This is a genomic window from Streptomyces sp. NPDC058401 (assembly GCF_042722885.1).
Taxonomy (GTDB): domain Bacteria; phylum Actinomycetota; class Actinomycetes; order Streptomycetales; family Streptomycetaceae; genus Streptomyces.
Genome location: NZ_JBHXKA010000087.1, coordinates 1 through 22710 on the forward strand (window position 1 = coordinate 1; position 22710 = coordinate 22710).

21 protein-coding genes are annotated in these 22710 nt (G+C 72.9%); 8 read left to right on the forward strand and 13 right to left on the reverse strand.

All coding sequences use genetic code 11. From position 1 onward, the window contains the following. Window positions 1-71: 71 nt before the first annotated feature. The 5 genes from ACFWNV_RS27120 to ACFWNV_RS27140 all read right to left on the reverse strand — a co-directional run bounded on the left by ACFWNV_RS27120 (window position 72) and on the right by ACFWNV_RS27140 (window position 3168). Entirely contained in the window at window positions 72-194 is a 123-nt protein-coding gene (locus tag ACFWNV_RS27120; protein ID WP_383952049.1) for a hypothetical protein, read from the reverse strand. Between the two features lie 111 nt (window positions 195-305). After that, entirely contained in the window at window positions 306-785 is a 480-nt protein-coding gene (locus ACFWNV_RS27125; protein WP_383952051.1) for an ATP-binding protein, read from the reverse strand. Window positions 786-931: 146 nt separating this feature from the next. After that, window positions 932-1888, reverse strand: a complete 957-nt coding sequence (locus tag ACFWNV_RS27130; RefSeq protein WP_383952053.1) for an anti-sigma factor RsbA family regulatory protein — start codon at window positions 1886-1888, stop codon at window positions 932-934. Beyond that, window positions 1885-2235 (reverse strand): STAS domain-containing protein, encoded by a 351-nt coding sequence (locus tag ACFWNV_RS27135; protein ID WP_383952055.1) that lies wholly within the window; start codon window positions 2233-2235, stop codon window positions 1885-1887. Before ACFWNV_RS27135 ends, ACFWNV_RS27130 begins: the two co-directional genes overlap by 4 nt. 9 nt (window positions 2236-2244) lie before the next feature. Continuing rightward, window positions 2245-3168: a SigB/SigF/SigG family RNA polymerase sigma factor gene (locus tag ACFWNV_RS27140; protein ID WP_383952057.1), complete on the reverse strand. Its 924-nt coding sequence runs from the start codon at window positions 3166-3168 to the stop codon at window positions 2245-2247. 283 nt (window positions 3169-3451) lie between these two features. Between ACFWNV_RS27140 and ACFWNV_RS27145 the strand changes: the two genes are divergently transcribed. Further along, window positions 3452-3796 (forward strand): STAS domain-containing protein, encoded by a 345-nt coding sequence (locus ACFWNV_RS27145; RefSeq protein WP_383952059.1) that lies wholly within the window; start codon window positions 3452-3454, stop codon window positions 3794-3796. A 103-nt stretch (window positions 3797-3899) separates the two neighbouring features. On the opposite strand, the gene ACFWNV_RS27150 is transcribed toward ACFWNV_RS27145, so the two are convergent. After that, window positions 3900-4352 carry an ATP-binding protein gene (locus tag ACFWNV_RS27150; RefSeq protein WP_383952061.1) on the reverse strand — a complete coding sequence of 151 codons (453 nt, stop codon included), beginning with the start codon at window positions 4350-4352 and terminating at the stop codon, window positions 3900-3902. 351 nt (window positions 4353-4703) lie between these two features. Here ACFWNV_RS27150 and ACFWNV_RS27155 point away from each other — a divergent pair, with 351 nt between their 5' ends. Beyond that, a complete protein-coding gene (locus ACFWNV_RS27155; RefSeq protein ID WP_383952063.1) occupies window positions 4704-8729 on the forward strand; it encodes a HAMP domain-containing protein in 4026 nt (1341 codons plus the stop codon). Further along, window positions 8726-11206, forward strand: coding sequence for a SpoIIE family protein phosphatase (locus tag ACFWNV_RS27160; RefSeq protein WP_383952065.1), 2481 nt, complete (start codon window positions 8726-8728; stop codon window positions 11204-11206). The genes ACFWNV_RS27155 and ACFWNV_RS27160 overlap by 4 nt, the downstream gene beginning before the upstream one ends. Before the next feature lie 17 nt (window positions 11207-11223). On the opposite strand, the gene ACFWNV_RS27165 is transcribed toward ACFWNV_RS27160, so the two are convergent. Continuing rightward, complete coding sequence (locus ACFWNV_RS27165; protein ID WP_383952067.1) at window positions 11224-11862, reverse strand: peptidylprolyl isomerase; 639 nt, start codon at window positions 11860-11862, stop codon at window positions 11224-11226. 141 nt (window positions 11863-12003) lie between these two features. Between ACFWNV_RS27165 and ACFWNV_RS27170 the strand changes: the two genes are divergently transcribed. Next, window positions 12004-12819, forward strand: a complete 816-nt coding sequence (locus ACFWNV_RS27170; protein WP_383952069.1) for an N-formylglutamate amidohydrolase — start codon at window positions 12004-12006, stop codon at window positions 12817-12819. Here the strand turns inward: ACFWNV_RS27170 and ACFWNV_RS27175 are convergent. After that, the gene (locus ACFWNV_RS27175) at window positions 12729-13472 is read right to left on the reverse strand and encodes a GNAT family N-acetyltransferase (protein WP_383952071.1); all 744 of its coding nucleotides are present in this window, start codon (window positions 13470-13472) and stop codon (window positions 12729-12731) included. The genes ACFWNV_RS27170 and ACFWNV_RS27175 overlap by 91 nt on opposite strands. 317 nt (window positions 13473-13789) lie before the next feature. On the opposite strand from ACFWNV_RS27175, the gene ACFWNV_RS27180 reads away from it, so the two are divergent. After that, complete coding sequence (locus tag ACFWNV_RS27180) at window positions 13790-14488, forward strand: beta-glucanase (protein WP_383952073.1); 699 nt, start codon at window positions 13790-13792, stop codon at window positions 14486-14488. 117 nt (window positions 14489-14605) lie between these two features. Further along, window positions 14606-15670 (forward strand): WD40/YVTN/BNR-like repeat-containing protein, encoded by a 1065-nt coding sequence (locus ACFWNV_RS27185; protein ID WP_383952075.1) that lies wholly within the window; start codon window positions 14606-14608, stop codon window positions 15668-15670. A 66-nt stretch (window positions 15671-15736) separates the two neighbouring features. On the opposite strand, the gene ACFWNV_RS27190 is transcribed toward ACFWNV_RS27185, so the two are convergent. Beyond that, window positions 15737-16402 (reverse strand): hypothetical protein, encoded by a 666-nt coding sequence (locus ACFWNV_RS27190; protein WP_383952077.1) that lies wholly within the window; start codon window positions 16400-16402, stop codon window positions 15737-15739. A gap of 13 nt (window positions 16403-16415) precedes the next feature. Further along, complete coding sequence (locus ACFWNV_RS27195) at window positions 16416-17693, reverse strand: 2-isopropylmalate synthase (RefSeq protein ID WP_383952102.1); 1278 nt, start codon at window positions 17691-17693, stop codon at window positions 16416-16418. Window positions 17694-17872: 179 nt separating this feature from the next. On the opposite strand from ACFWNV_RS27195, the gene ACFWNV_RS27200 reads away from it, so the two are divergent. Continuing rightward, window positions 17873-18610 carry an SAM-dependent methyltransferase gene (locus tag ACFWNV_RS27200; RefSeq protein WP_383952104.1) on the forward strand — a complete coding sequence of 246 codons (738 nt, stop codon included), beginning with the start codon at window positions 17873-17875 and terminating at the stop codon, window positions 18608-18610. Between the two features lie 18 nt (window positions 18611-18628). Here ACFWNV_RS27200 and ACFWNV_RS27205 read toward each other — a convergent pair whose 3' ends face one another. Then, entirely contained in the window at window positions 18629-19315 is a 687-nt protein-coding gene (locus ACFWNV_RS27205; RefSeq protein ID WP_383952079.1) for a DUF4230 domain-containing protein, read from the reverse strand. A gap of 67 nt (window positions 19316-19382) precedes the next feature. Continuing rightward, window positions 19383-20315 (reverse strand): hypothetical protein, encoded by a 933-nt coding sequence (locus ACFWNV_RS27210; protein WP_383952081.1) that lies wholly within the window; start codon window positions 20313-20315, stop codon window positions 19383-19385. A gap of 166 nt (window positions 20316-20481) precedes the next feature. Between ACFWNV_RS27210 and ACFWNV_RS27215 the strand changes: the two genes are divergently transcribed. Continuing rightward, entirely contained in the window at window positions 20482-21387 is a 906-nt protein-coding gene (locus tag ACFWNV_RS27215; protein ID WP_383952083.1) for a D-hexose-6-phosphate mutarotase, read from the forward strand. Window positions 21388-21426: 39 nt separating this feature from the next. On the opposite strand, the gene bla is transcribed toward ACFWNV_RS27215, so the two are convergent. Next, on the reverse strand, window positions 21427-22362 hold the full coding sequence (gene bla, locus ACFWNV_RS27220) for a class A beta-lactamase (RefSeq protein WP_383952085.1): 936 nt from the start codon (window positions 22360-22362) through the stop codon (window positions 21427-21429). Between the last annotated feature and the right edge of the window lie 348 nt (window positions 22363-22710).

The following is a 22710-nucleotide window of genomic DNA, read 5'->3' on the forward strand; positions in this document are numbered from 1 at the left end:
GGCCCGTACCGTACGGGCCCGGTCGGGCGGGGACGTTTCCTACGGGGCCGCCGGCGACGGCGCGCACGGATCTACCGGTGTCGCACCAGGGTGTGCACGAGGACGATCAGAGCGAAGGCGATGACCAGCAGGTGCACCCAGGAGGGCCCGATCGCCGGAGCCAGGGACAGGGAGGTGAGCTGATGAGAGGTCATGAAGCGCTCCTGCCCCCGGCGGCCGGATCGACGCACTCCCACCCGGGACGGCCGCCGAGCGGACCGCAGTGACGAGCAGACCCCGTGCCCGGCCCGGTCATCCCGGCCCGGTCAGCGCGGCGCGGGCCTGCCGGACTTGAGCCGGGATGCCTCGATCTCGGCCCAGACGGCCTTGCCGTGTTCGTGGGTGTGCGTGCCCCAGCGGTCGGACAGGCGCTCCACGATGTGCAGACCGTGGCCGCCCGGCATGCCGCGGCGCGGGGCCGGGTGGAGGAGCGGCAGGGCTGTCGTGCCGTCGTACACCTCGATGCGCAGCGTTTCCCCGGCCGTGAGCACGAGCTCCCGGCAGCCGTCCGCGTGCAGGGAGGCGTTGGTCAGCAGCTCGGACACGAGGAGCAGGGTGTCCTCGGAGGTCTCGGTGCCGTCCCAGCCCCAGTCCCGCAGGGCCCGGCGCGTGAAATCGCGTCCCTTGGCCACCGCGCCGCCGACGCCCGCCAGAGCCAGGCGACGCCGCTGGCCTCCGCCGGGAAGGCCGCCGGTAGGGCCGGCGCTCACTGGATCTCCCGTCTCCGGACCGATGGTCTCCACCATGCTGTGCACCCCCGTGCCGACGCTGCCTCGTTCACTGCTCCCGGTACCGCCCGACGAGATCGCGGCCGGTGTCCCGGACTGTCCGTATGCCCCCGGGCGGGCCGAGGACACCCGAGTCCGCCCCCGAGTGTAGGTGACCTCCGGTGTCAGGGCGTTGCCATGTGGAGCCGCAGCGTGAAGCCGTCGTCCAGGGCCCGGACCTCGACCAGGTCGCAGAGCTGGTGGATCATCCACAGGCCGCGACCGCCGTTGGCGGAGGCCAGGGAGGGGCGGCGGCGCCCCGCCAGGGGATCCGCCAGGCGGCCCGAGTCCCGGATCTCGGCGACGACCCCCGCACCGGGGCCTGACGTGGTCCACAGGCGCAGGGTGCCCTTCCCGCCCCCGTGGGAGAGGGAGTTGGCCGCGGCCTCGCTGACGGCCAGGACCAGGTCGCCGCGGCGCGCCGGGGCGAGGGCGGTCCCGCGGGCCCAGGCGTCGGCGTGGTCGCGCACCTCGGCCAGCCCTCCGTGGGCGTAGACGAACCGGTGCGTTCCGGCCCCGGGTTCGGGCAGCGGCCGGTCGCAGTCCGCCGAGACCCGCGCGGCGTCGGTGTACGCCGGGCTCGGCAGGTCGGTGCCCCCCTCGATGAGGGTGGGGTGCGTGCGCCGAGCGTCGGCCAGCACCTCGGGCGCCAGTCCCTGTGTGTCGTAGGGGCACAGGATGGTGGCGGGCCGCCCGGCGAAGGCCGTGTTGATGAGGGCCTCGTGCCGGGTGGCCTCGAGGACCTCGGCGGGGGAGCGGCCGGGCCAGATCGGTTCTCCGACGATCCGGACCGGCCGGCTCACGTGCTGGTCGGCGAAGTCCTGCAGGGCGGCCAGGATGCGGCCGGGATTGCGGCCCAGCCCGGTCATGTCCGTCCAGGTCACCGCGGCCGCGCTCGCGCCGAGGCTCTCGCGCAGGGGGTCCAGGTGCGGGCCCGGTACGGCGACGAGGACCGGCTCGCCGGCAGACACGGCGGTGCCCACGAAGGAGCCCACGCCGGCCACGTACGCGTCCAGGTCCTGGTAGAAGAGGGCGGGATGGACGAAGGCCCCGGGCCCGGCGGGCTCAGGAACAGTGATCATGCTGCGACCTCCAGCGCGGCGCATTCGTCCGGGAACATCTCCACGACCTTGCGGAGCGAGTACGGCGGGTCGTGGAGCAGGAGGCGCCGCCCCTGCCCGCTGAGGGCGGCCGCGGCCCGTACGAGGGCGGCGACCGCGGCCGTGTCGAGGAAGACCACGGCGGAGAGGTCGAGGTGGACGACGGGACCGGGAATCGCGGTCACGGCGCCGAGCGCGGCGGACAGGCACTGCCGCGTGTCGAGGTCGCAGCTGCCGCTCAGGCGCGCGCCGGGACCGTCCCGCCACGGCCGGGCGGTCAGCGGCGCCCACGCGTCCGCTGCCGCCTCCGCGCCGGATGGAAGGTTCACGATCCCTTCCTACACCGCGAGCATGCCGGTGCGCAGCCGGGCCAGGGTCCGGGACAGGATCCGCGAGACCTGCATCTGGGACACGCCGAGTGCGGCGCCGATCTCGGCCTGGGTCTTCTCCTGACCGAAACGCATCTGCAGGATGAGCCGGTCGCGTTCGTCGAGCTGCTCCAGCAGGGGCGCGAGGGTGTGGAACTCCTCGAAGAGTTCCATGCCGGGATCGACGGCTCCGTGGCGTTCCGCCGCCGGCCGGGCACTGCGGCCCGCCGAGGACGCCTCGTCGCTGTCGGCGGTGGCGTCGAGGGAGCTGCTGGTGTAGCCGTTCGCGGCGACCAGCCCGTCGATGATCTCGTCCTCGGACAGCTCCAGGTGGAGGGCGAGTTCCTTGACGGTCGGCGCCCTGCCCAGGTCGTCGCTCAGGGACTCCTGGGCCTTGGCCAGCTCCGTACGCAGTTCCTGGAGCCGGCGCGGCACGTGCACGGCCCACGTGGTGTCGCGGAAGTACCGCTTGATCTCACCGGTGATGTACGGGAGGGCCAGGGTGGAGAATTCGACCTCGCGCTCGGTGTCGTAGCGGTCGATGGCCTTGATCAGGCCGATCGTCCCCACCTGGATGACGTCCTCCATGTCGAGGCCGCCGCCGAGCACACGGGCCCGGAAGCGCCGCGCCGCGAACTGCACGAGCGACAGGTTCATCTCGATCAGGGTGTTGCGCGTGTACTGGTACTCGCGCGTCCCCTCCTCGAGCGTGCGCAGCCTCGCGAAGAAGTGCCGCGACAGTTCGCGGGCGTCGGTCGGCGCCATCTCCCGGGCGTTCTCCACCCGGAACAGGTCCGTGTCCTGCGTGGGCGTTCCCGCGGACTCCTGGTCACACACGGGTACTTCAGCGTCTGCTGCACGCTTGGGGCCTACAACGGTGGCCGAGCGATACATGGTGGCCGCTCCCTCCCGATTGACTGACGGCTGCCGGGGGCGCTTCTGCCCCGCCTGAGAGGGTCTACACAATACGGGTCGCCGATTCTTCCCGGAACGGCGGTGCCGGTCCGGGCGCCTGCCGTGAACGGCGGGCCGGGGGACAGCGTGCAGGCACGGCGCCCACGGGGAAAAGGGCCGGAAGGCCGAGCTGACGACGAGTGGACTGCGAGTGCGGTGCCGGAGCGGTGAGCAGGCATACTCCCTGGGAAGGACGTACGGCTGACGACCCGGGGAGGCGGACATGACCGGAGCAGTGGACGGATACGGGCAGGGCGTGGTCGGGGACGGCTACCCGGCCGGGGCCGGCTGGGTGGTGGTGGCGCGCGGAGAACTCGACCAGGACACCCTGGTCCCTCTGGAGGATGCCCTCGCCGAGGCCGCGGGCCTGCATCCGCTGGTGGTGCTGGACGCCGGTGCCATCACCTTCGGGGACTCCTCGTTCCTGAACCTGCTGCTGCGGCTGCACCGCCTCACGACCCTGCGGATCGCCGCCCCCGGCGAGCAGTTGCGCCGGCTCTTCGCGGTGACCGGGGCGGATACGGTCCTGTCCCTGCACGAGAGCGTGGAGGCCGCCCTCGGAGCGTGACCGGCCAGGGTGCGTGGCCCGCTCTCGGAGCGTTGCCTGTCCTCAGAGCGTGGAATTGCCGTCGCCGCGTGAACCCGTTCCGGGCGTCCGCCCGTTGCGCCGCTCACGCGGCGTCCGTGCCTTCGGGGCGCGGAGGCTGCGCGTGCGGGTCCGGCCCGCCGCCGGGCCGGAAGCACGCGGTGATCGCCTTCCCGCCGTGGGAGGCGTGGACGTCCAGGGAATCGGCCAGCGCGGTGACGATCCCCAGCCCGCGCCCCGACGTGGCCCCCGCGTCGGCGTCGGGATCCCGGTGACGGGGCAGCCGCGGATCGGCGTCCGCCACGCTCACGTGCAGGCAGCACCCGTCCCAGGTCAGCACCAGGTGCGCGGTGCCGGCCGCGTGCAGGTGCGCGTTGGTGACGAGTTCGGAGACGCAGACCAGCACGGAGTACACCGGGTCGTCCGCCGAACCGCTCCACGGCAGCGACTCCAGGTGGTCCGCCGTCCACTCCCGCGCCGCCCGGACACCTTCCGCGACGGGAAACGACCGGGCCCAGCCCACTGCCCTGACCGCCATCCTCTTCACCCCGTTTCCTCCGTGGTGTGTGCGTTCCACCGGTCCGTCTACCCGGAACCCGCGGGGTCACCCCGGAGCTCGCGGAACACCTTGCTCCAGGGCGAGTTCGGCCCGGCCGCGGAGGGCCTGCGGCTCCCCTCCGGCCCACTTCCCGTTACCGCAGGCGGGATGCGCTGTCCCCGGTGTGATCGACCGTGCCTTATCGTCCCTTCGGCGGCGCTAGCCTTCACCGGACCGGTGGTGTGGCGAAGGCGGATCCCCGCGGAGCCGGGCGCATCCGTGCGCCCCGATACCGGGGGACTTCTCGTCCCGTTCGTCGGAGTGTCGGTTTCGAGTGTGAGGTTGGGGCGGATGGCCGAGCGGGCGGGCACGGGTTCGACGGGCGGGGCGCCTGCGCTCCCCGGCGAGGGCGGAATCGGCGAGGCGGAGCTGCGCAGGCTGCTGGCCGGGCTGACCGCCGTACGCGACGGGGACTTCCGTACCCGGCTGCCCGATGCGGCGGACGGACTCCTCGGGGAGATCGCCACCGTCTTCAACGGGATGGTCAACCAGCTGTCCCTGTTCACCTCCGAGGTGACCAGGGTGGCCCGCGAGGTCGGCACCGAAGGAACGCTGGGCGGCCAGGCCGACGTACCGGGAGTCGGCGGCGCCTGGCTGGACCTCACGGATTCGGTCAACTTCATGGCGGGAAACCTCACCGCCCAGGTGCGCTCCATCGCCCAGGTCGCGACCGCCGTGGCCAAGGGCGACCTGTCGCAGAAGATCACCGTCACCGCGCGCGGGGAGATCCTGGAGCTGAAGGAGACCATCAACACGATGGTCGACCAGCTCTCCGGATTCGCCGGCGAGGTGACCCGGGTGGCCCGCGAGGTCGGCACCGAGGGCCGGCTCGGCGGCCAGGCGGACGTCCAGGGCGTTTCCGGTACGTGGAAGGACCTGACGGAGTCGGTCAACGTCATGGCCGACAACCTGACCGCCCAGGTGCGCTCCATCGCCGAGGTCACCACGGCGGTGGCCCAGGGCGATCTGACCCAGAAGATCCGGGTGGACGCGCGCGGGGAGATCCTGGAGCTGAAGGAGACCATCAACACGATGGTCGACCAGCTGTCCGCCTTCGCCGACGAGGTGACCCGGGTGGCACGCGAGGTCGGCACCGAGGGCAACCTGGGCGGTCAGGCCCAGGTCCGGGGGGTCTCCGGCACCTGGAAGGACCTCACCGACAACGTCAACGTCATGGCCTCCAACCTCACCGGCCAGGTGCGTTCCATCGCCCAGGTGGCCACCGCCGTGGCCCGCGGCGACCTTTCGCAGAAGATCATGGTGGAGGCGAAGGGCGAGGTCGCCGCACTGGCCGGGGTCATCAACACGATGGTCGACACCCTGTCCGCCTTCGCCGACGAGGTGACCCGGGTGGCCCGCGAGGTCGGCACCGAGGGCCGGCTCGGCGGCCAGGCGCAGGTGCCCAACGTGGCGGGCACCTGGAAGGACCTCACCGACAACGTCAACTCCATGGCCAACAACCTCACCGGCCAGGTCCGCAACATCGCCCTCGTCACGACGGCCGTCGCCAACGGCGACCTGTCCAAGAAGATCGACGTGGACGCCCGCGGGGAGATCCTGGAGCTGAAGACCACCATCAACACGATGGTCGACCAGCTGTCCGCCTTCGCCGCCGAAGTCACCCGCGTCGCCCGCGAGGTGGGCAGCGAGGGCCGGCTCGGCGGCCAGGCCGAGGTCGAGGGGGTCTCCGGCACCTGGAAGCGGCTGACCGAGAACGTCAACGAGCTGGCCGGCAACCTGACCCGCCAGGTCCGGGCCATCGCCGAGGTCGCCAGTGCGGTCGCCGAGGGCGACCTGACCCGCTCGATCACGGTCGACGCCTCGGGCGAGGTCGCCGAACTCAAGGACAACATCAACTCCATGGTCGGCTCGCTCCGCGAGAGCACCCGGGCCAACCAGGAGCAGGACTGGCTCAAGTCGAACCTGGCCCGCATCTCCGGCCTGATGCAGGGCCACCGGGACCTGGCCGCCGTGGCCGAGCTCGTCATGGACGAACTGACCCCGCTGGTCGCCGCCCAGTACGGCGCCTTCTACCTCGCCGAGGACCGCCCCGGCGGCACCGTCCTCACCCTCGTCGGCTCCTACGGGCGCTCCGCCGCCGCCCAGGAGGGCGCCGCCTTCGCCCTGGGGGAGTCCCTCGTCGGGCAGGCGGCCCGCAGCCGCCGGATCATCGCCACCGACCAGGTCCCCGCCGGCTACGTGATCTCCTCCGGGCTCGGCCACACCACCCCGGGCAGCCTGATCATCCTGCCGATCGTGGTGGACGACCAGATCCTCGGCGTCATCGAGCTCGCCTCCTTCGCCGCCTTCAACCCCGTCCACCGCGACTTCCTGGCCCAGCTGATGGAGGCGATCGGCGCCAACGTCAACACGATCGTCGCCAACGCCCGCACCGACGAGCTCCTCGGCGAGTCCCAGCGGCTGACCGGCGAACTCCAGGCCCGCTCCGAGGAACTCCAGGTCCAGCAGGAGGAACTCCAGCGCTCCAACGCCGAACTGGAGGAGAAGGCCGCCCTCCTCGCCAGCCAGAACAGCGACATCGAGGCCAAGAACCTGGAGATCGAGCAGGCCCGGCAGGAGCTGGAGACCCGCGCGCAGCAGCTGTCGCTGGCCTCCACGTACAAGTCCGAGTTCCTGGCCAACATGAGCCACGAGCTGCGCACCCCGCTCAACAGCCTGCTGATCCTGGCCCAGTTGCTCGCCCAGAACCCCGCCCGCAACCTCACCCCCAAGCAGGTCGAGTACGCCGGCATCATCCACTCGGCCGGCTCGGACCTCCTCCAGCTGATCAACGACATCCTCGACCTGTCGAAGGTCGAGGCCGGGAAGATGGACATCCACCCCGAGCGGGTGCACCTGCCCCAGCTCCTGGAGTACGTCGACGCCACCTTCCGGCCGATGACCACGCAGAAGAGCCTCGACTTCACCGTCACCACCGCCCCCGGCGCCCCCGACGACCTGCTCACCGACGACTCCCGGCTGCGCCAGATCCTGCGCAACCTCCTGTCGAACGCCGTGAAGTTCACCGAGCGCGGCGGCGTCGAGCTCCGCATCGAACCGGCCGCGGCCCCCGAGCTGCCCGCCGGGCTCTCCCGGCGCGGTCCGATGCTGGCCTTCCGGGTGCGCGACACGGGCATCGGCATCCCCGAACAGCAGCTGGAGTCGGTCTTCGGGGCCTTCCAGCAGGCCGACGGCACCACCAGCCGCAAGTACGGCGGCACCGGCCTCGGGCTGTCCATCAGCCGCGAGATCGCCCAGCTCCTCGGCGGCGCCGTCACCGCGGAGAGCACCCCCGGCCAGGGCAGCACCTTCACCCTCTACCTGCCGGTCAGCCGCGCGGACTACGAGGACGCCTCCTACGCCGAGACCGCCCCGGCGCTCCCGCCGGGGTCCCCGTACCGGGCGGTGAAGGGGCCGGACGGCCGTCCGGGCAAGCCCGAACTCCCCGAACAGCGGCGGCCGCGCCGCCTGCTGGTGATCGAGGAGCGGACCAACGGCCTGCTGTCCCTCGTCGCCGAGAGCGCCGACCGGGACTTCGCCCCGGGCCACCGGGGCGCGGGGGAGTGGGGCGGCATCCACGTGGTCAACGCCACCAGCTCCCGTGAGGCCGCCGCCGCCCTGGCGGCGCACTCCTTCCACTGCGTGGTCCTGGAACTGGACCTGCCCGACGGCGAGGCGCTCCGCTTCCTCGACGCCCTCGACGGAGACCCGGCCCTCGCCTCGCTCCCCGTCCTCGCGCACAACAACCCCCGGGTGCGGCCCGGCCAGGAGGAGGCCCTGCGACAGCGGGCCGCGTCACACCGCGTGGAACTGCTCTCCAGCCTGGACGAGCTGCGCGAACGCATCGCGCTGCACCTGTCCGCCGAACAGCCGGGAGACGTCCTGCCCCTGGTCCACGGTGACGCGCGCCGCCCGCACGCCGATCACGTGCTCGAAGGCGACCTGGCCGGACGCACCGTCCTCGTCGTCGACGACGACGCGCGCAACCTCTTCGCCCTCAGCGGGGTCCTGGAACTGCACGGCATGCGGGTGCTCCACGCCGAGGACGGGCGCAAGGGCATCGACGCCCTCGTCCGCAACGCCGGGGTCGACATCGTCCTGATGGACGTGATGATGCCGGAGCTGGACGGCTACGCCGCCACCGCCGAGATCAGGCGGATGCCGCAGTACGCGGACCTGCCCATCATCGCGGTCACGGCCAAGGCGATGCCCGGGGACCGGGAGAAGAGCCTCGCCGCGGGCGCCAGCGACTACGTGACCAAGCCGGTGGACGCCGACGACCTCATCGCCCGCATCCGCCGCAGGCTCACCCGATGACCGGCGACACGCACCGGTACGAGGCCCTCCGCCGGCCGGGAACCCCGGACGGCGACCGGCCCGCGGGCCTCGTCCCGCAGCAGGCTCCGACACCCCTGGGCCGACTCGTCGCCACGGTGGAAAGGCTGCGCCGGGAAGTCCTGGAGGCACAGGCGGCCGCCGACGGTCGGGCCCTGGTCGAACTGGCCAAGGGCATCCTGATCGGGCAGCTGAACTGCACCCCGGCCGCAGCGGCCCGCCAGCTCGACGTGCTGTGCCGCGAGAGCGGGATGTCCCCCCTGGAACTCGCCGCCGACATCGTCAACCAGGCCTCCCGCGACCATGTCAGCGCGATCGCCGCCGAGTTCGTTGAACGCACGGGTACGGATGCGGGTACGGATACGGGTACGGGTATGGATGCCGGTACCGGCTCCGGTACCGGCGGCCCCGACCCGGCCGGTCGGCGTTCCACGGTGGCGGTGCGCCTGCGCACCGCCGAAAGCGGGGTGCTCGCCGTCTCCGCCGACACCCAGGCCGTCGCCGAATCCCTCCTGACGAACGCCCTGGGCCCCCTCGGAGCAGTCGCGGTGGCCGTGTGGACCGCCGAGCCCGACGGCTCGCTGGCCCTCGCCGGCCACGCCGGGTTCCCGCCCAGGGAGGCCGTCCGCTGGCGCCACGTACCCCCGGGCGTCTCCACCGTCGCCCGCCTCGCGCTGGCGGAACGCCGGCTGGTCACCCTGGCCGACCTCGACCGGGAAGGACTCCCCTCCATCGGCCGCGCCGAGTGGCCCGGCGGCGGACGGATGGCGGTGCCCACGGGGACCGGCGGCCGGATCCAGGGCGTCCTGGAGATCTGCTGGCCGCGGCCCCTGGAACCGCAGGCACCCCCGATCGAGCGCCAGGTGGAAGCCCTCGCCGAACTGTGCGCCCGCACCATGGACGCCGCGCCCCCGCACGACCCCGGGGCGGCCGACGCGGTCCTGCCCGACGTCGCCGAGCTCATCGACCTCGCCGAGGGGCTCCAGGACCCGGCCGTCGTCCTCACCCCGGTCCTCGACTCCGAGGGCAGGCTCGCCGACTTCCGGATCCGGCACACCGGCAGCCGCTTCGTCGACCCGGTGGGACGCCCGCGCGGCGACGTCAACGGCGCACTCCTCCTGGAGGCCTACCCCCTGGCGGCCGGGGAGAGCGGGCTGTTCGACATCATCGAGCGCGTGCACGCCACGGGCGAGCCCTTCCGCGCCGAACGCATGAGCCTGACCGCACTCGTCGACCAGATCCCGCTCACCTCGGTCGCCGACATCAGCGTCAGCCGCCACGGCTCCGCCGTCCTGCTGATATGGCGGATCCAGGACGAGACGGCCCGCCTGGCCAACCTCCTCCAGCACGCGCAGCGCCTGGGCCGCATCGGAGGCTTCGAAGAGAACCTCCTCACCGGCGAAACCACCTGGAACGCCCAGCTCTACGCCCTCCACGGACTCCCGCCCACCGCGCCCCCGGTCCGGCTGCGGGAACTCCCCGGCTACGCGCACCCCGACGACTCCGCGGCCGTCGGCCGCTTCCTGCGCGCGGTCCTGCGCCACCGCCGCCCCGCCTCCGTCAACCTGCGCCTGCGCAGATCCGACGGCATCACCCGCCACATCCGGGTCATCGCCGAGCCCGTCCTCGACGCCGACCAGCGGCTGCACGCCGTGCGCGGCGCCTACCAGGACATCTCCGCCCAGCACTGGACCGAGGTGGCCCTGGCCGCCACCCGGGACCAACTCGCCCACACCGAGGCCGAGTCCGCCGAACGGAACCGACTCGCCCTCCAGCTCCAGCACGCCATCATGCCCGCCACCCCGCCGGCCATCGAGGCTCCGGGCCTGCGGGTGGCCGTCCGCTACCGGCCGGCGGAGATCGAGGCGCTCGTCGGCGGAGACTGGTACGACTCCGTGGTGCTGCCCTCCGGGCTGATCATGCTGTCGGTGGGCGACGTAGCCGGGCACGGCATCGAGGCGGCCACCGGCATGGTCGTCCTGCGCAACGCCCTGCGCGGTCTCGCGGTCACCGGGGCGGGCCCCGCCCAGCTGCTGTCCTGGCTCAACACGGTCACGCACCACCTGGCCAAGCACGTGACGGCCACGGCCGTCTGCGGCCTCTTCGACCCGCGCACGAGGGTGATGCGCTGGGCCCGCGCGGGCCACCTGCCCCCCGTGCTCGTGCGCGGCGGGGAAGCGGAGGCCTTCCCGCTGATCGAGGGGCTGCTCCTGGGCGCCCTGCCCGATGTGGCCTACGTCGAGCGGGAGGTGCAGCTCGAACCGGGCGACACGCTGCTCATGTACACGGACGGGCTGGTGGAGCGCCGCGACTCCTCGGTACAGGAGTCGCTCGGACACCTCGTACGGGCGGCGGCCACCGCCGACGGCGACCTGGACGGCCAGCTGGACCGCCTCCTCGCCGAGAGCCGTTCCGACACGGACGACGACACGTGCGTCATCGGCATCCGCGTCGGATGACGGCCCGGAGCGGCCGGTTACCGGGCGGCGATCCGCACGGAGTCGATGATCACCTTCTGCCGGGGAGCGCCGTCGCTCCCGCCGTCCGCGGTCCCCTTCCGCGCGATCTCGCGCAGCACCCCGGCGTTCCCGGTGATCTTGCCGAACGGGGTGTAGTGCGGGGGCAGCCGGGTGTCCCGGTACACGAGGAAGAACTGGCTGCCGTTGGTTCCCGGCCCCGCGTTCGCCATGGCGACGGTGCCCGCCGGATAGACGGCGCCCGACAGGTTCTCGTCCGCGAACCGGTAGCCGGGACCGCCGGATCCGGTACCGGTCGGGTCCCCGCACTGCAGGACGAAGATGCCGGCGGTGGTGAGCCGGTGGCAGGAGGTCCCGTCGAAGTACTTGTGGCCGGCCAGGTGGGCGAAGGAGTTCGTGGTGCACGGCGCCTTCGCCGTATCGGCCTCGAAGACCACGGCGCCGTGGTTGGTGTGGAGCGTGGCCGCGTACGGCCGCAGCCGCCCGACGTCCCCGGACGGGGTCCCCACGTTCCTGGCCGCCTTCCCGTCCGGCGCGTACGTACAGGTGGCGGCGGCCGAAGCCGGCCCCGTGGGCCCGGTGACCAGCCCGGCGGCGAGTGCGGCGCCGGCGGCCACGCGGAGAACGTTCGAGAGCATGGGGTTCCAATCCAAGAGCGGGGACCGGCCCTTGATACCGGCGTCCCGCTCCGCCCGGGGGAGAAACGCCCTGCGGGTCCCCCGATCAGCGGATCCGACCGGCTCGCATCCACGGGCCGGCCATCAACCGAGGAGTCGTACGTGAACCATCGGGACCATCAGAACCGTCGGCCCGAGCCCTTCGAGATCCTCCCCGGCGCCGGCACCTCGCCGGTGATCCTGCACGTGCCGCACTCCTCGCGGGTCGTACCGGAGCCGGTCCGCAGCGGAATCCTGCTGCCCGACGGGGAACTCGACCGGGAACTCGACCACATCACCGACTCGCACACCGCCGAGATCGCCGCGGCGGCCGCGGGCGCCTGCGCCGTCACCCCGTGGCGGTTCGTCAACGGGCTGTCCCGGCTGGTCGTCGACCCCGAGCGGTTCCCCGACGAACGCGAGGAGATGCTCGCCGTGGGCATGGGCGCGGTGTACACGCACTCCACCCACCGGGAGCGCCTGCGCCCCGAGGGCTTCGACGTCCGGCCCCTCCTCGACCGCTACTTCCACCCGTACGCGCAGGCGATGACGCGGGCCGTGGAGGACCGGCTGGAGGCCGCCGGACGAGCCGTGATCATCGACGTGCACTCGTACCCGACGGAGCCCCTCCCGTACGAACTCCACGGCGAGGGCCCCAGGCCGCCCATCTGCCTGGGCACGGACCCCTTCCACACCCCGGCGGCCCTCCTGGCCGCCGCCGGCTCGGCCTTCGCGTGCTTCGGCGGCACCGGGCTGGACAGCCCCTTCGCCGGTACGTACGTACCGCTGCCGTACTACGGCAAGGACGACCGGGTCGCCGCGCTGATGGTCGAGATCCGCCGGGACACCTACATGTCGGAGCCCGGCGGCCCCGCCGGCCCCGGCCTCACCGCGTTGGCGGCGGCCCTGACGGAACTGGTGGACGAGCTGTCGTCCTGATCGGAACGCGGGCCTGTGCGGTCGTACCAGAGGCTCGTCATCGGGGCGTGTACGGTCCAGCCCAGCGAGGCGTAGAGCGCCCGGCCGTCGGGCGTGCCGACCAGGAGGCCGGTCCGGGCGCCGGCCTCGTACGCGGTGCTCTGGAGCGTGCGCATCACCAGGCCGCCGAGGCCCTTGCGCCGGTGCCCGTCGGCGGTCTCGACCTGGTCGACCACGACGTGGGCGCCGACATGGGCGATCTGCCCACGGGCGGCGAAGTGCCCCTCGTGCGTGCGGACCAGCACGCGGCTGACGTCGCCCCGGGTCCAACGGGTGAGCGTGTGACCGGCCGGTACCTCGGGGCTCTCCGGTACGAGGTCACAGGTCATCAGGAAGCCGGGGACGGCGCTCCGCCAGCCCGGCCCGGCCCACGGCAGCACCTCCTGCTCCTCGGCGAACAGCTTCAGCCAGGTACCGGGCGCACTCGTCGCCGCGACGATCTTGCGCACATCGGCCTCGGCGGGTTCCGGCAGTACGTGCCGGGCCACCTGCTTCGGCTGCCCGACGTCGATCGTCCAGCCCCAGGGCTCCTCGATCGGGTCCGAGGCGCCGCGGGAGACGACCCAGCCGTTGATCCACATCCGCACGAGCTCACTGATCGCGGTGTCCGGCATCGCCCCGCGCCCCCCTTGGTCGGTAATAAGTGCTCACCCTGAACGGACCTTACGTAACAGGGGTGGGTCTTGACCAGGGACCCGGTGATACCCGCTTGCGCAGGATGGCCGCACAGAGCGGCGCGGGATGACGCCGCACGAAGGCAGGGAAGATGACCACACCATGGCGGCTGCGGTCCGTGCCCACATGTGGGCCCACGTCCTGGTCCCGCCCGGCCCCGTCCCGTAGCAACGCAAAGTATTCATACGATTGCGGTGTGTGATGATCCAGGTGTGCGGGGACTCCTGACGGGCAGATAACCGGCATGCTCTCGGACATGATCGAACGGTTGCGGCTCCTGCCCCGCCCGCGCCGGACCCCCGCCTTCACCGCCGACTTCGCCTCCCCCTCCCAGTGGATCGCCGGCCACTCGTGGGCCTATCCCGACGGCGGCCCGGTCAACCCGGGCGACAACAAACTCGACCACCTCACCGGCGACCCCGCCTACAGCCGCGGCGGGCACTTCCGGGCGACACCGCGCACCGACGGCGACTGGGACTGCGGACTGCTCACCACCGAGGGCAGCGACGAGGGCTTCCAAGTGCGCACCGGAGACGTGCTGGAGGCCCGGGTGAAGCTGCCCGAGCAGCTCGGCGCCTGGCCCGCCATCTGGACCTGGCGCGACGGCGGCCAGGAGATCGACGTCTTCGAGTACCACCCCGACAACCCGGACCTCCTCGAACTGTCCAACCACGTCCGGGAGGCACACCGCTACCACCGGGACCCGGCGGTCCGGCCCGGGGCGTGGATCGACCTGAAGGTCGAGTTCGGCAGGAACTCCGTCGTCTGGTGGCTGGGCGGCAAGCGGGTCTTCAGCGACGGGCGGGGAGTGGGCCGTCGCTGGTCCGCCTACCTCATCGTCAACCTCTCCGTGTGTGCGGGCAGGTACCACCCGGCACCGGAGCCGGGGGTGACGGAACTGTCCTACGAGGTCGCGCAGTTGAGGGTGTACCGGACGCCGTGGGGGCTGCTCTGACCCGGTGATGCGGCGGCAGCGGCCGGATTCCGGGGCGACCCCGTGGCCGGGACGCGCCCTGGACGGTGCATCCGGGGTGCGTTAGCTTCCGGCGCCATGAGACTTCTGGGAGTTGGCATGTGCGCGGCGGCTCTGTTGCTGGGGGTGGTGGCCGCCCCGGCGCAGGCCGCAGACGGGTCACGGGACCTGCGGGGTGCACGCTGGGCGCTGAAGGAGACCGGCAAGGACGCCCGCTTCCGGGGACTGGCGGCGGTGAACCGGTCCACGGCCTGGGTGGCCGGCTCGAAGGGGACCGTACTGCGCACCTCGGACGGGGGCCGCAGCTGGCGCGACGTCTCACCGCCCGGGGCCGTCGCGGAGGGTCTGGAACTGCGGGACATCGAGGCCTTCGACGGGCGGCGCGCCGTGGCCCTGTCCATCGGCGAGGGCGAGGCCTCCAGGGTGCTGCGCACCGAGGACGGCGGCGCCACATGGACGGAGACCTTCCGCAACCCCGACCCGCGGGCCTTCTACGACTGCCTCACCTTCTTCGACTCCCGCCACGGGCTCGCGATGAGCGACCCGGTGGACGGCCGGTTCCGCATCCTGTCCACCGACGACGGCGGCCGCAGCTGGCGGGTGCTGCCGAATACGGGGATGCCGGACGCGCTGCCCGGCGAGGCGGGCTTCGCCGCGAGCGGTCAGTGCCTGGTCTCCGCCGGGCCGCGCGACGTCTGGCTGGCCACCGGCGGGGGCTCCGTCGCGCGGGTGCTGCACTCCTCGGACCGAGGCCTGACCTGGCGGGCCGCCGAGTCCACCCTCCCCGCCGGCGACCCGGCGCGCGGGGTCTTCGCCCTCGCCTTCAGGGACCGTACGAAGGGCCTGGCGGTCGGCGGCGACTACCGCACCGGGCAGGCCTCCCCACAGGCCGCCGCGGTGTCCCGGGACGCGGGCCGCACCTGGAGCCCGGCGTCGACCCCGCCGCAGGCCTACCGTTCGGGCGCGGCCTGGTTCCCGTACGGCGCCGGCACGGCCCTGGCCGTCGGCCCGACCGGCACGGACGTGACCGGGGACGGCGGCCGCACCTGGCGGGCGCTGGACACGGGGTCCTTCGACACGGTCACCTGCACGGCGGACGGCGCCTGCTGGGCGGCGGGGGAGAAGGGCCGGGTCGGGCGGCTGGAAGGGGCGCACAGGGGCTGACCCGCGTCAGCAGGAGCTGACCCGCGTCAGCAGGAGCTGACCGGCGCCAGCGGGGCTGACCCCGCGTCACCTGCCGTCGTGCGCCGCCCGCAGGCGTGCCAGATAGACCTCGGGGTCCGGGCCGTGTGCCCGGTCCTGGGCTCCTCCCCGGACGTGCGCCAGGTCCCCGCCGGAGCCGATGCGCAGCATGGTGGTGGCCGCGTGGGGGGTGCCGGGGCGGCGCAGCGCGTCGGCGTCGACGACCGGGATCCCGGGCCCGAACATCGCCGCAGCCCGGGCCGCGGTGTCCGCCGGCGGCTGCCCGGTCCGGTTGGCGCTGCTGACGTAGAGGTACGGAAAGTCGGTCAGCAGGGGGGACAGCGGTTGCCAGTGCGCCCCGAACAGCAGCAGGTGGCCGTCGCGGAGGGCGGGTCCGGTCCAGGCGGACGGGCGCGCGTCTGCGCGTACGGGCACCAGCAGCGTGACCTGTTCCTCGCGCAGCAGGGCGAACGCGGTGCGGAGCGCGGCCGGTTCCAGGGCCAGTTCCGTACCGAGCTCGCCCCAGACGGCGTCGTCGTGGACCCAGAGGGCGACTTCCTGGCCGGTCGGCCGGCCCTTGGCGTCGTTGACGGCCGTGGGGGTGGTGGCGGTGACGACGTAGGTGAGCGGGCTGGGGTTGGGCAGGATCACGGCCCCTCCGGCCCGCAAGGCGTCGGCGGCGGCGCCGGTGTCCGGAAGGCGGGTGTCCGACATGAGGTCAGTCCGTTCAGGGTGCGGTGGTGACGGCGGCATCGGTGGTGACGGCGGCGTTGGCGGTGGGCGCGGCTTCGGCGGGCAGGGCTTCGAGGTACGCGGCGAAGTCCGCGTCGGGGATCTGGGCCTGGTTCAGCCGGTAGGCGCGGTCCTTGACCCAGGTCAGGGCCTCGCCGGTCTGCTCCGGATCCAGGTGGTGGCCCAGCCGCTCGGCGACCGCGCGCAGCACGCGCCGGCTCGCGAGGTGGGTCAGCACCACGCGCGGTGCGAGCCCGAGGTGCTCCTCGGGGTCGTAGGGCTGGAAGGTGCGCGGGTGGGTGAAGGGGGTTCCGGTGGAGATCGTGGCGACCCCGCTGCCCACGATCGGCGTGGTAACGGTGAGCGGTACCCCGGTCTCCGCGGACACCATCCGGGCGATGCCCGGCAGCCGCGTCAGGTCCGGCTGGGTCCACCACGGCTCGCAGCCGGGCCCCAGGACGTACTCGGCCTTGGCCCGGTCGTGCGCGAGGAGGAAGAGCAGCTGCTCGGTGGCGACCATTCCGCTGCGCTCGGCCATGCCCAGCCAGGAACAGGCCGCGACCCGCGCCCCGCTCTCCAGGGCGGCCAGCGTGTTGGCCAGGCCGAGCCCGAGGTCGTTGTGGAGGTGCGAGACCAGGACCGTGTCCGGACCGGCGCCCGCGGCCACCCGCCGGAAGAGCTCCCGGGTCTGGCCCGGCAGCAGGTCGCCGACGGTGTCGGCGAGCACGATCGTGGCCGCTCCCTGCGCCGTCATCCGGCCGGCGTACTCGGCCACCAGGGCGTGGTCCGCGCGCGGCGCGTCCACCAGGCACACGTCCACCGCCGTGCCGTCGGCGCGGTCCACGGCCTCCTTGACCACGTCCAGGCCCCGCTCCAGCGCGGTACGGGCGTCACCGTGGACGAGGGCGCGGGCCGTGGCCTCCGAGGCGGCCACGATCACCATGATCCGCCCGTGCGCCGCACCGCGCACCGCGCTCAGAGCCAGCCGTACGTCCTCCACCGTGCCCCGGCAGATCGCGGACGGGCTCACCGACTCCTGCGCCTCCAGGGCGACTTGTCGGGTCGCCTCGAACTCCTGACCGCACACGGAGGGGAATCCCGCGGCGAACACCACGTGGCGAGGGCCGTCGGCCCCGAACACCGCCCCCTGCTCACGGGCGAGCCGCACACGGAAGGCGGCACTCATCAAGGTCTTCGCCTGGGCGCCGTCCCGCGCCGACTCCTCGAACAGCACCACCCGCCCCGCCCCGGCGGACTCCCGCACCACGTCCACGTTCGACAACGTCCAAGCTCCTTCTTCGACACGGCAATTGAGCGCCCGCGCGCGCTGTGGAGATCCACTACCAAGAATCGTACGGGGCGAGGCCTCCCCGGGTTCGCCAGACAAGAACGTTCGAGTCGATGATCGAAATCGAGATGCGCCCGGCCTCCGGCCCCTGGCAGGCTGCGGCGGTGAACCGTGAACGCATCTCCAGGATCGCCCACTCCGCCCACCCGATAAAATCCCCGCTCGACGACGCGTCGGTACACCAGCTCCTGGAACGGGGCCTCCCGCGCGGCGACGAGCGCGTGCTCGATCTCGGCTGCGGCAGCGCGGAATGGCTCCTGCGCGCCCTGGCCACCCGCCCGGACCTGCACGCCGAGGGCGTCGACATCTCCGAGGACGCATTGGCGCAGGCCGGGCTCGAAGCGGACCGCCTCGGTGTCGAAGAGCGGCTGGTCCTCCACCACGGATCGGCCGCGGACTTCGCCTCCCCGCACCCGTTCGACCTCGTCGTCAGCGTCGGGGCCACGCACGCCTTCGGCGGCCTGCTGCCCACCCTCGCCGCCGCCCGCGAGCACCTCGCACCCGGCGGCCGGGTCCTGATCGGCGAGGGATTCTGGGACCGCCCGCCGTCCCCGGAGGCCGTGGAGATGTTCGGCGACCTGGCCGACCTGGCGACCACCGTCGACCTCGTCGTCGCCGACGGCTGGACCCCCGTCCACGGGCACGTCAGCACGCGCGCCGAACGGGACGCCTACGAATGGGCCTGCTGGGGGTCCCTGGCCGCATGGGCCCTCGACCACCCCGCCGATCCGGACAGCGGACACGTGCTGGCGACCGCGGGCGCCCGCCGCACCGAATGGCTGCGCACCTACCGGGACACCTGGGGCTTCGTCTCCCTGGTCCTGCGCCGGACGCCGAACTGAAGGAACCAGCCCGGCGGTTCACACGTAGCCGACCGTGACCTCCCGGAAGCCCAGGGAGCGGAGCAGGCCCTCCAGCATCGTCGTGGTGTTCTTCTCGGTGCGCTCCACGAGCCCGCTGTCGCGCGCCGCGTCCGAGATGTGCTGAACGGCCAGGCGCTGTACGGCCTGTTCACCGGCCGGATTGTCGGTGAACAGGTCACCCAGCCGGTCCAGCAGCCCCCGCTGCTTGGACACGGCGTAGGAGCGGTCCAGGTCCAGCGCCGCCGTCCCGAGGACGGCGTGGGGCAGCCGGAGCGAGACCTTGGTGCGCTCCTCGTTCACGGTGACGGCCTGTTCGCCGAGCCCGCCGAGGTCCACGTAGCCGCTCACGGTGCCCGCTCCGACGTAGAGGGTCCGGGTTCCGCGGATGGAGTCGGGAAGGAAGGCCGCGTCCTTCTCCAGGTCCACCACCACCTGGAAGTTGCCGGCGGCGCCCTCGTAACGGTGCATGTCCTGGATGGACTTGAGCAGGACCGGCCCCGAACGGTCCACGGTGTCCTCGCGGAACAGATCGCCGAAGCCGGGCAGCAGACTGAACCGGCCCGCCAGTACCAGGACCGCGGCCAGCACGACCAGTCCACCGAGGGCCCGTCCCCACCACGGCAACCGCCGCGGCTCTCTTCGCGGTGCGGGTTCGCGCTCCGCGTCGTGCGCTGAGTTGTCCATGCAGCGCGGATGCCCGCCCCGCGCGGCCCCACTCCCTCCCGGGGGCGGCAGCGGGGTCCGTTCCGTGCTACCAGGTACCGGCGCCCGCTGCGGCCTCGGTGTGGGCGGAGCGGCCGGGGGCGAAGGACATCCGGTTCCAGGTGTGGCGACGGCCGCGGATGGCCACCGAGTACGCGTACATCACCTCGGGGTCGCACATGCCGGGGAGGTAGGAGTCGCCGAAGTGGTGGGCGTCGAAACCGGCTTCCTTGGCGTTGAGGGCCAGCTGCGGCACCACGTTCGCGTGCGACCCCTCCTGGCTGGTGCCGATGGCGCCCATGACGATCGCGCCCGCGTCCTGGACCGCGGCGACGGCGGTCGCCGCCAGCTCGCGGGTCATACCGGGCAGGGTGCCCGGCAGCGGGGCGACCACCCCGTCCGCCCCGGCGTCGACGAGGGCGGTCAGCCGTGCGGGGGTGACGCGCTCGGGGCAGCCCGCGTGGTGCATCTTTCCCGACCACAGGGCCGCGTCGTCACCGAGCCCCTTGCGCAGTTCCTCGGTGACCCGCGCCATGCCGTCGTAGGTACCGCCCGTTCCGGGATTGGCGGTGATGCACAGCAGGGCTGCGCCCATGTCGACGAGGCGCCGGGCGTGCTCGGAAGTGGCGCGGCGGATCTCCGGGACGTCGCCGGGCTCCAGGTTCACGCCCACGGGGCGGCCGATCAGGCGGGCCAGGTCGGTGAAGGAGGTGAAGGTCCCGAGACCGGGCATGACGAGCCGCTCGCCGTCCCAGGCCCGCTCGATGAGGTTGAGGATGACGATGTCGGCACCGAAGGCGGCCACCAGCTCGGCGTTGTGCACGCCGCGCCCGTCGGGGTGCGGGGAGAGCGCGGCCCGCTCGGCGAAGACCTCGGCCACCATGGTGCGGCCCTCGGCGGCGGCCACCGCCCGGGTCAGCTCGCGGCCGCGCAGGGCGGAGAGCGCGTCGCGGTCGAGGTCGAGAATGCGCTGAGTGGTCATACCCACGACCCTAGCCACGCCTGCCCCCACCCCCCGCCCACCGATGGTCCCCCCGAGGGGGGCCCTTGGCCCCGCCTCGGCCCCTCCCGGGCATCATCATGAAGGGGATAAATCTCTCCAACCGTGAGAATTTGACCCGTTCCGTGCCGTGCAGGAAGGTCGGGGCATGGATCAGATCTTCGAGAAGTTCCGCGCCCTGCCCGTCGAGGAGCAGCTCTCCCCGGCCCTCACCCGCCGCAGGTACGCGGACTTCCCCGTCCTCGTCGTGGACCATCCGCGCGCCGGACAGGCGTGCGTGAGCATCCAGGGCGGACAGCTCGTCAGCTGGCGCCCGGCCGCCGCCCGCCCCGACGACCCCGGCGTGCTGTGGTCCGCCGACCCGGATCTGTGGCGGCGCGGAACGGCCGTGCGCGGCGGCGTCCCGCTGTGCTGGCCGTGGTTCGGCCCGTCCGGCCCCGTCGGCTCGCCCTCGCACGGGTTCGCGCGCACCAGCGACTGGGAGCTGACGGCATGGGAGGAGAACGAGGACCGGGTCGTGGTGGAGTGCACGCTGCGGCCCTCGCCGGCGACCCGCGCACTGTGGCCCGAGGAGTTCGTCCTGGTGGCGCGCTACACCCTGACCGACAGCTGCCTCATCGAGGTCGAGGACCGCGGCGACCACACCGCCACCGCCGCGCTCCACACCTACGTACGGATCGGCGACCTGGGGCGGGCACACCTCGCGGGCCTCGGCCCCGAGCACACCGACGGTCTGACCAAGCGCCGCTACGAGGGCGAGGACGGCACGCTGACCCCCGTGGACCACGTAGAGCGGTTCCAGACGGCGCCCGCGCCCGTCACCACGGTCCGTGACGAGGTGCTCGGAAGGATCGTCGCCCTCGCCCACCACGACCACAGCGACGTGGTGGTCTGGAACCCGGGCGCGGAACTCGCACGGGGAATGGCGGACCTCGCGCCGAACGAGCACCACCACTTTCTGTGCGCGGAGACCGCCCGGGTGGGGAGGCCGCTGGTGGCGGAAGAGGGCCGGCCGGGCCGGCTGGCGGTCGAGCTCCGCATGACGGAGCGCTGAGAGCGGGGAATCCCGACCGCCGTCGGGCTCAGATGCGGATCACTCCCCGGTCAGCGCCGTGGCCAGCAGTGCGGCGGTCCGGGCGATGAGGGGGTTGTCGGGCGTGGCGTCGGGCCGGGGCTTGGTCGTCAGGACGGCGATGACGAGCGGCGGCCGGCCGGGGGGCCAGACGACGGCAACGTCGTTGTTGGTGCCGTAGGCGCCCGCCCCGGTCTTGTCCGCGACGGTCCAGTCCTCCGGCAGACCGGCCCGCAGCCGCTCACCACCCGTGGTGTTGCCCAGCAGCCAGCCGGTGAGGCGCCGCCTGTCCGCCGCTTCGAGCGCGGTGCCGAGCACGAGGCGCCCGTAGGTCCGCCCGATCGCGTACGGGGTCGTGGTGTCGGTCACCCGCCCGGGCTCTGCGGTGTTCAGGTCGGGCTCCCATCGGTCCAGGCGGGTCACCGCGTCCCCGGTCGAGCGGGCGAAGCGCGTGACGGCGGCCGGGCCGCCCAGCTCGCGCAGCAGGAGGTTGGCGGCGGCGTTGTCGCTGAAGCGGATCGCGGCGTCGCTCAGCTCCTCGATCGTCATCCCGCGGGCGAGGTTCTCCGGCAGGCCGGTGATCGGGGCGTGCCCGGAGGCGGACGTCTCCTGCGCGGTGTAGCGGACCCGCTTCGCGAGGAACTCCCCGTCCCGGTCGAGGTCACGCAGTACGGCCGCCACGGCCAGGGTCTTGAAGACCGAGCAGAGGGGGACGCGCTCCTGCGCCCGGTACTGCAGCGTGCGGCCGGTGGCGGTGTCGTGGGCGAAGACGCCCAGACGGGCGGAGTGCTCCCGTTCCAGTGCCGCCAGCGCGTGCGCGACCGCGTGGCTGTCGCCTGGGGACAGGGTCGCGGCGGCGTGGGCGCTCCCGCCCGTCGGCAGCGAGGCCGCGAGTGCCGCTCCGGCTCCCAGGGTGAGCAGGGCGCGCCGGGACGGGGTCTTCTCTGTGGTCTTCACGGTCGTCCTCTTCCTCTCCGGACCAAGATCTGAACCATTCCCCGCATGTCCCGCGGTGAGGGTTCCAAACGGGGACCCGGGGTTTCGGCGGACGACTGCGGAAACCGGTGTTCGATGGGTCGGTGGCCTTTGATCCGGGGGGTGCAAATCCGCCCAAACCTTCCGCCGAGAGGGGCATGGTCGGCCACGGAGGGTGAGATTGGGGGCTTGGGGCGGTGAGGCGGCCCACAGGACCTAGGTCACATACGAGGCGGGATAGTAGTCCTTAAGCGGCCCGTGTAAGCCCCCGTTCGGCTGCTCCCACCTGCGGTGATGTGTTCGGGCGTGGGTGGGGTGCGTTGAGCCTCG

Coding starts and splice junctions, on each gene's coding strand:
- ACFWNV_RS27120 (WP_383952049.1), bottom strand. CDS start 194: ATGACCTCTCATCAGCTCACCTCCCTGTCCCTGGCTCCGGCGATCGGG.
- ACFWNV_RS27125 (WP_383952051.1), bottom strand. CDS start 785: ATGGTGGAGACCATCGGTCCGGAGACGGGAGATCCAGTGAGCGCCGGC.
- ACFWNV_RS27130 (WP_383952053.1), bottom strand. CDS start 1,888: ATGATCACTGTTCCTGAGCCCGCCGGGCCCGGGGCCTTCGTCCATCCC.
- ACFWNV_RS27140 (WP_383952057.1), bottom strand. CDS start 3,168: ATGTATCGCTCGGCCACCGTTGTAGGCCCCAAGCGTGCAGCAGACGCT.
- ACFWNV_RS27145 (WP_383952059.1), top strand. CDS start 3,452: ATGACCGGAGCAGTGGACGGATACGGGCAGGGCGTGGTCGGGGACGGC.
- ACFWNV_RS27150 (WP_383952061.1), bottom strand. CDS start 4,352: ATGGCGGTCAGGGCAGTGGGCTGGGCCCGGTCGTTTCCCGTCGCGGAA.
- ACFWNV_RS27155 (WP_383952063.1), top strand. CDS start 4,704: ATGGCCGAGCGGGCGGGCACGGGTTCGACGGGCGGGGCGCCTGCGCTC.
- ACFWNV_RS27160 (WP_383952065.1), top strand. CDS start 8,726: ATGACCGGCGACACGCACCGGTACGAGGCCCTCCGCCGGCCGGGAACC.
- ACFWNV_RS27165 (WP_383952067.1), bottom strand. CDS start 11,862: ATGCTCTCGAACGTTCTCCGCGTGGCCGCCGGCGCCGCACTCGCCGCC.
- ACFWNV_RS27175 (WP_383952071.1), bottom strand. CDS start 13,472: ATGCCGGACACCGCGATCAGTGAGCTCGTGCGGATGTGGATCAACGGC.
- ACFWNV_RS27180 (WP_383952073.1), top strand. CDS start 13,790: ATGATCGAACGGTTGCGGCTCCTGCCCCGCCCGCGCCGGACCCCCGCC.
- ACFWNV_RS27185 (WP_383952075.1), top strand. CDS start 14,606: ATGTGCGCGGCGGCTCTGTTGCTGGGGGTGGTGGCCGCCCCGGCGCAG.
- ACFWNV_RS27190 (WP_383952077.1), bottom strand. CDS start 16,402: ATGTCGGACACCCGCCTTCCGGACACCGGCGCCGCCGCCGACGCCTTG.
- ACFWNV_RS27205 (WP_383952079.1), bottom strand. CDS start 19,315: ATGGACAACTCAGCGCACGACGCGGAGCGCGAACCCGCACCGCGAAGA.
- ACFWNV_RS27210 (WP_383952081.1), bottom strand. CDS start 20,315: ATGACCACTCAGCGCATTCTCGACCTCGACCGCGACGCGCTCTCCGCC.
- ACFWNV_RS27215 (WP_383952083.1), top strand. CDS start 20,482: ATGGATCAGATCTTCGAGAAGTTCCGCGCCCTGCCCGTCGAGGAGCAG.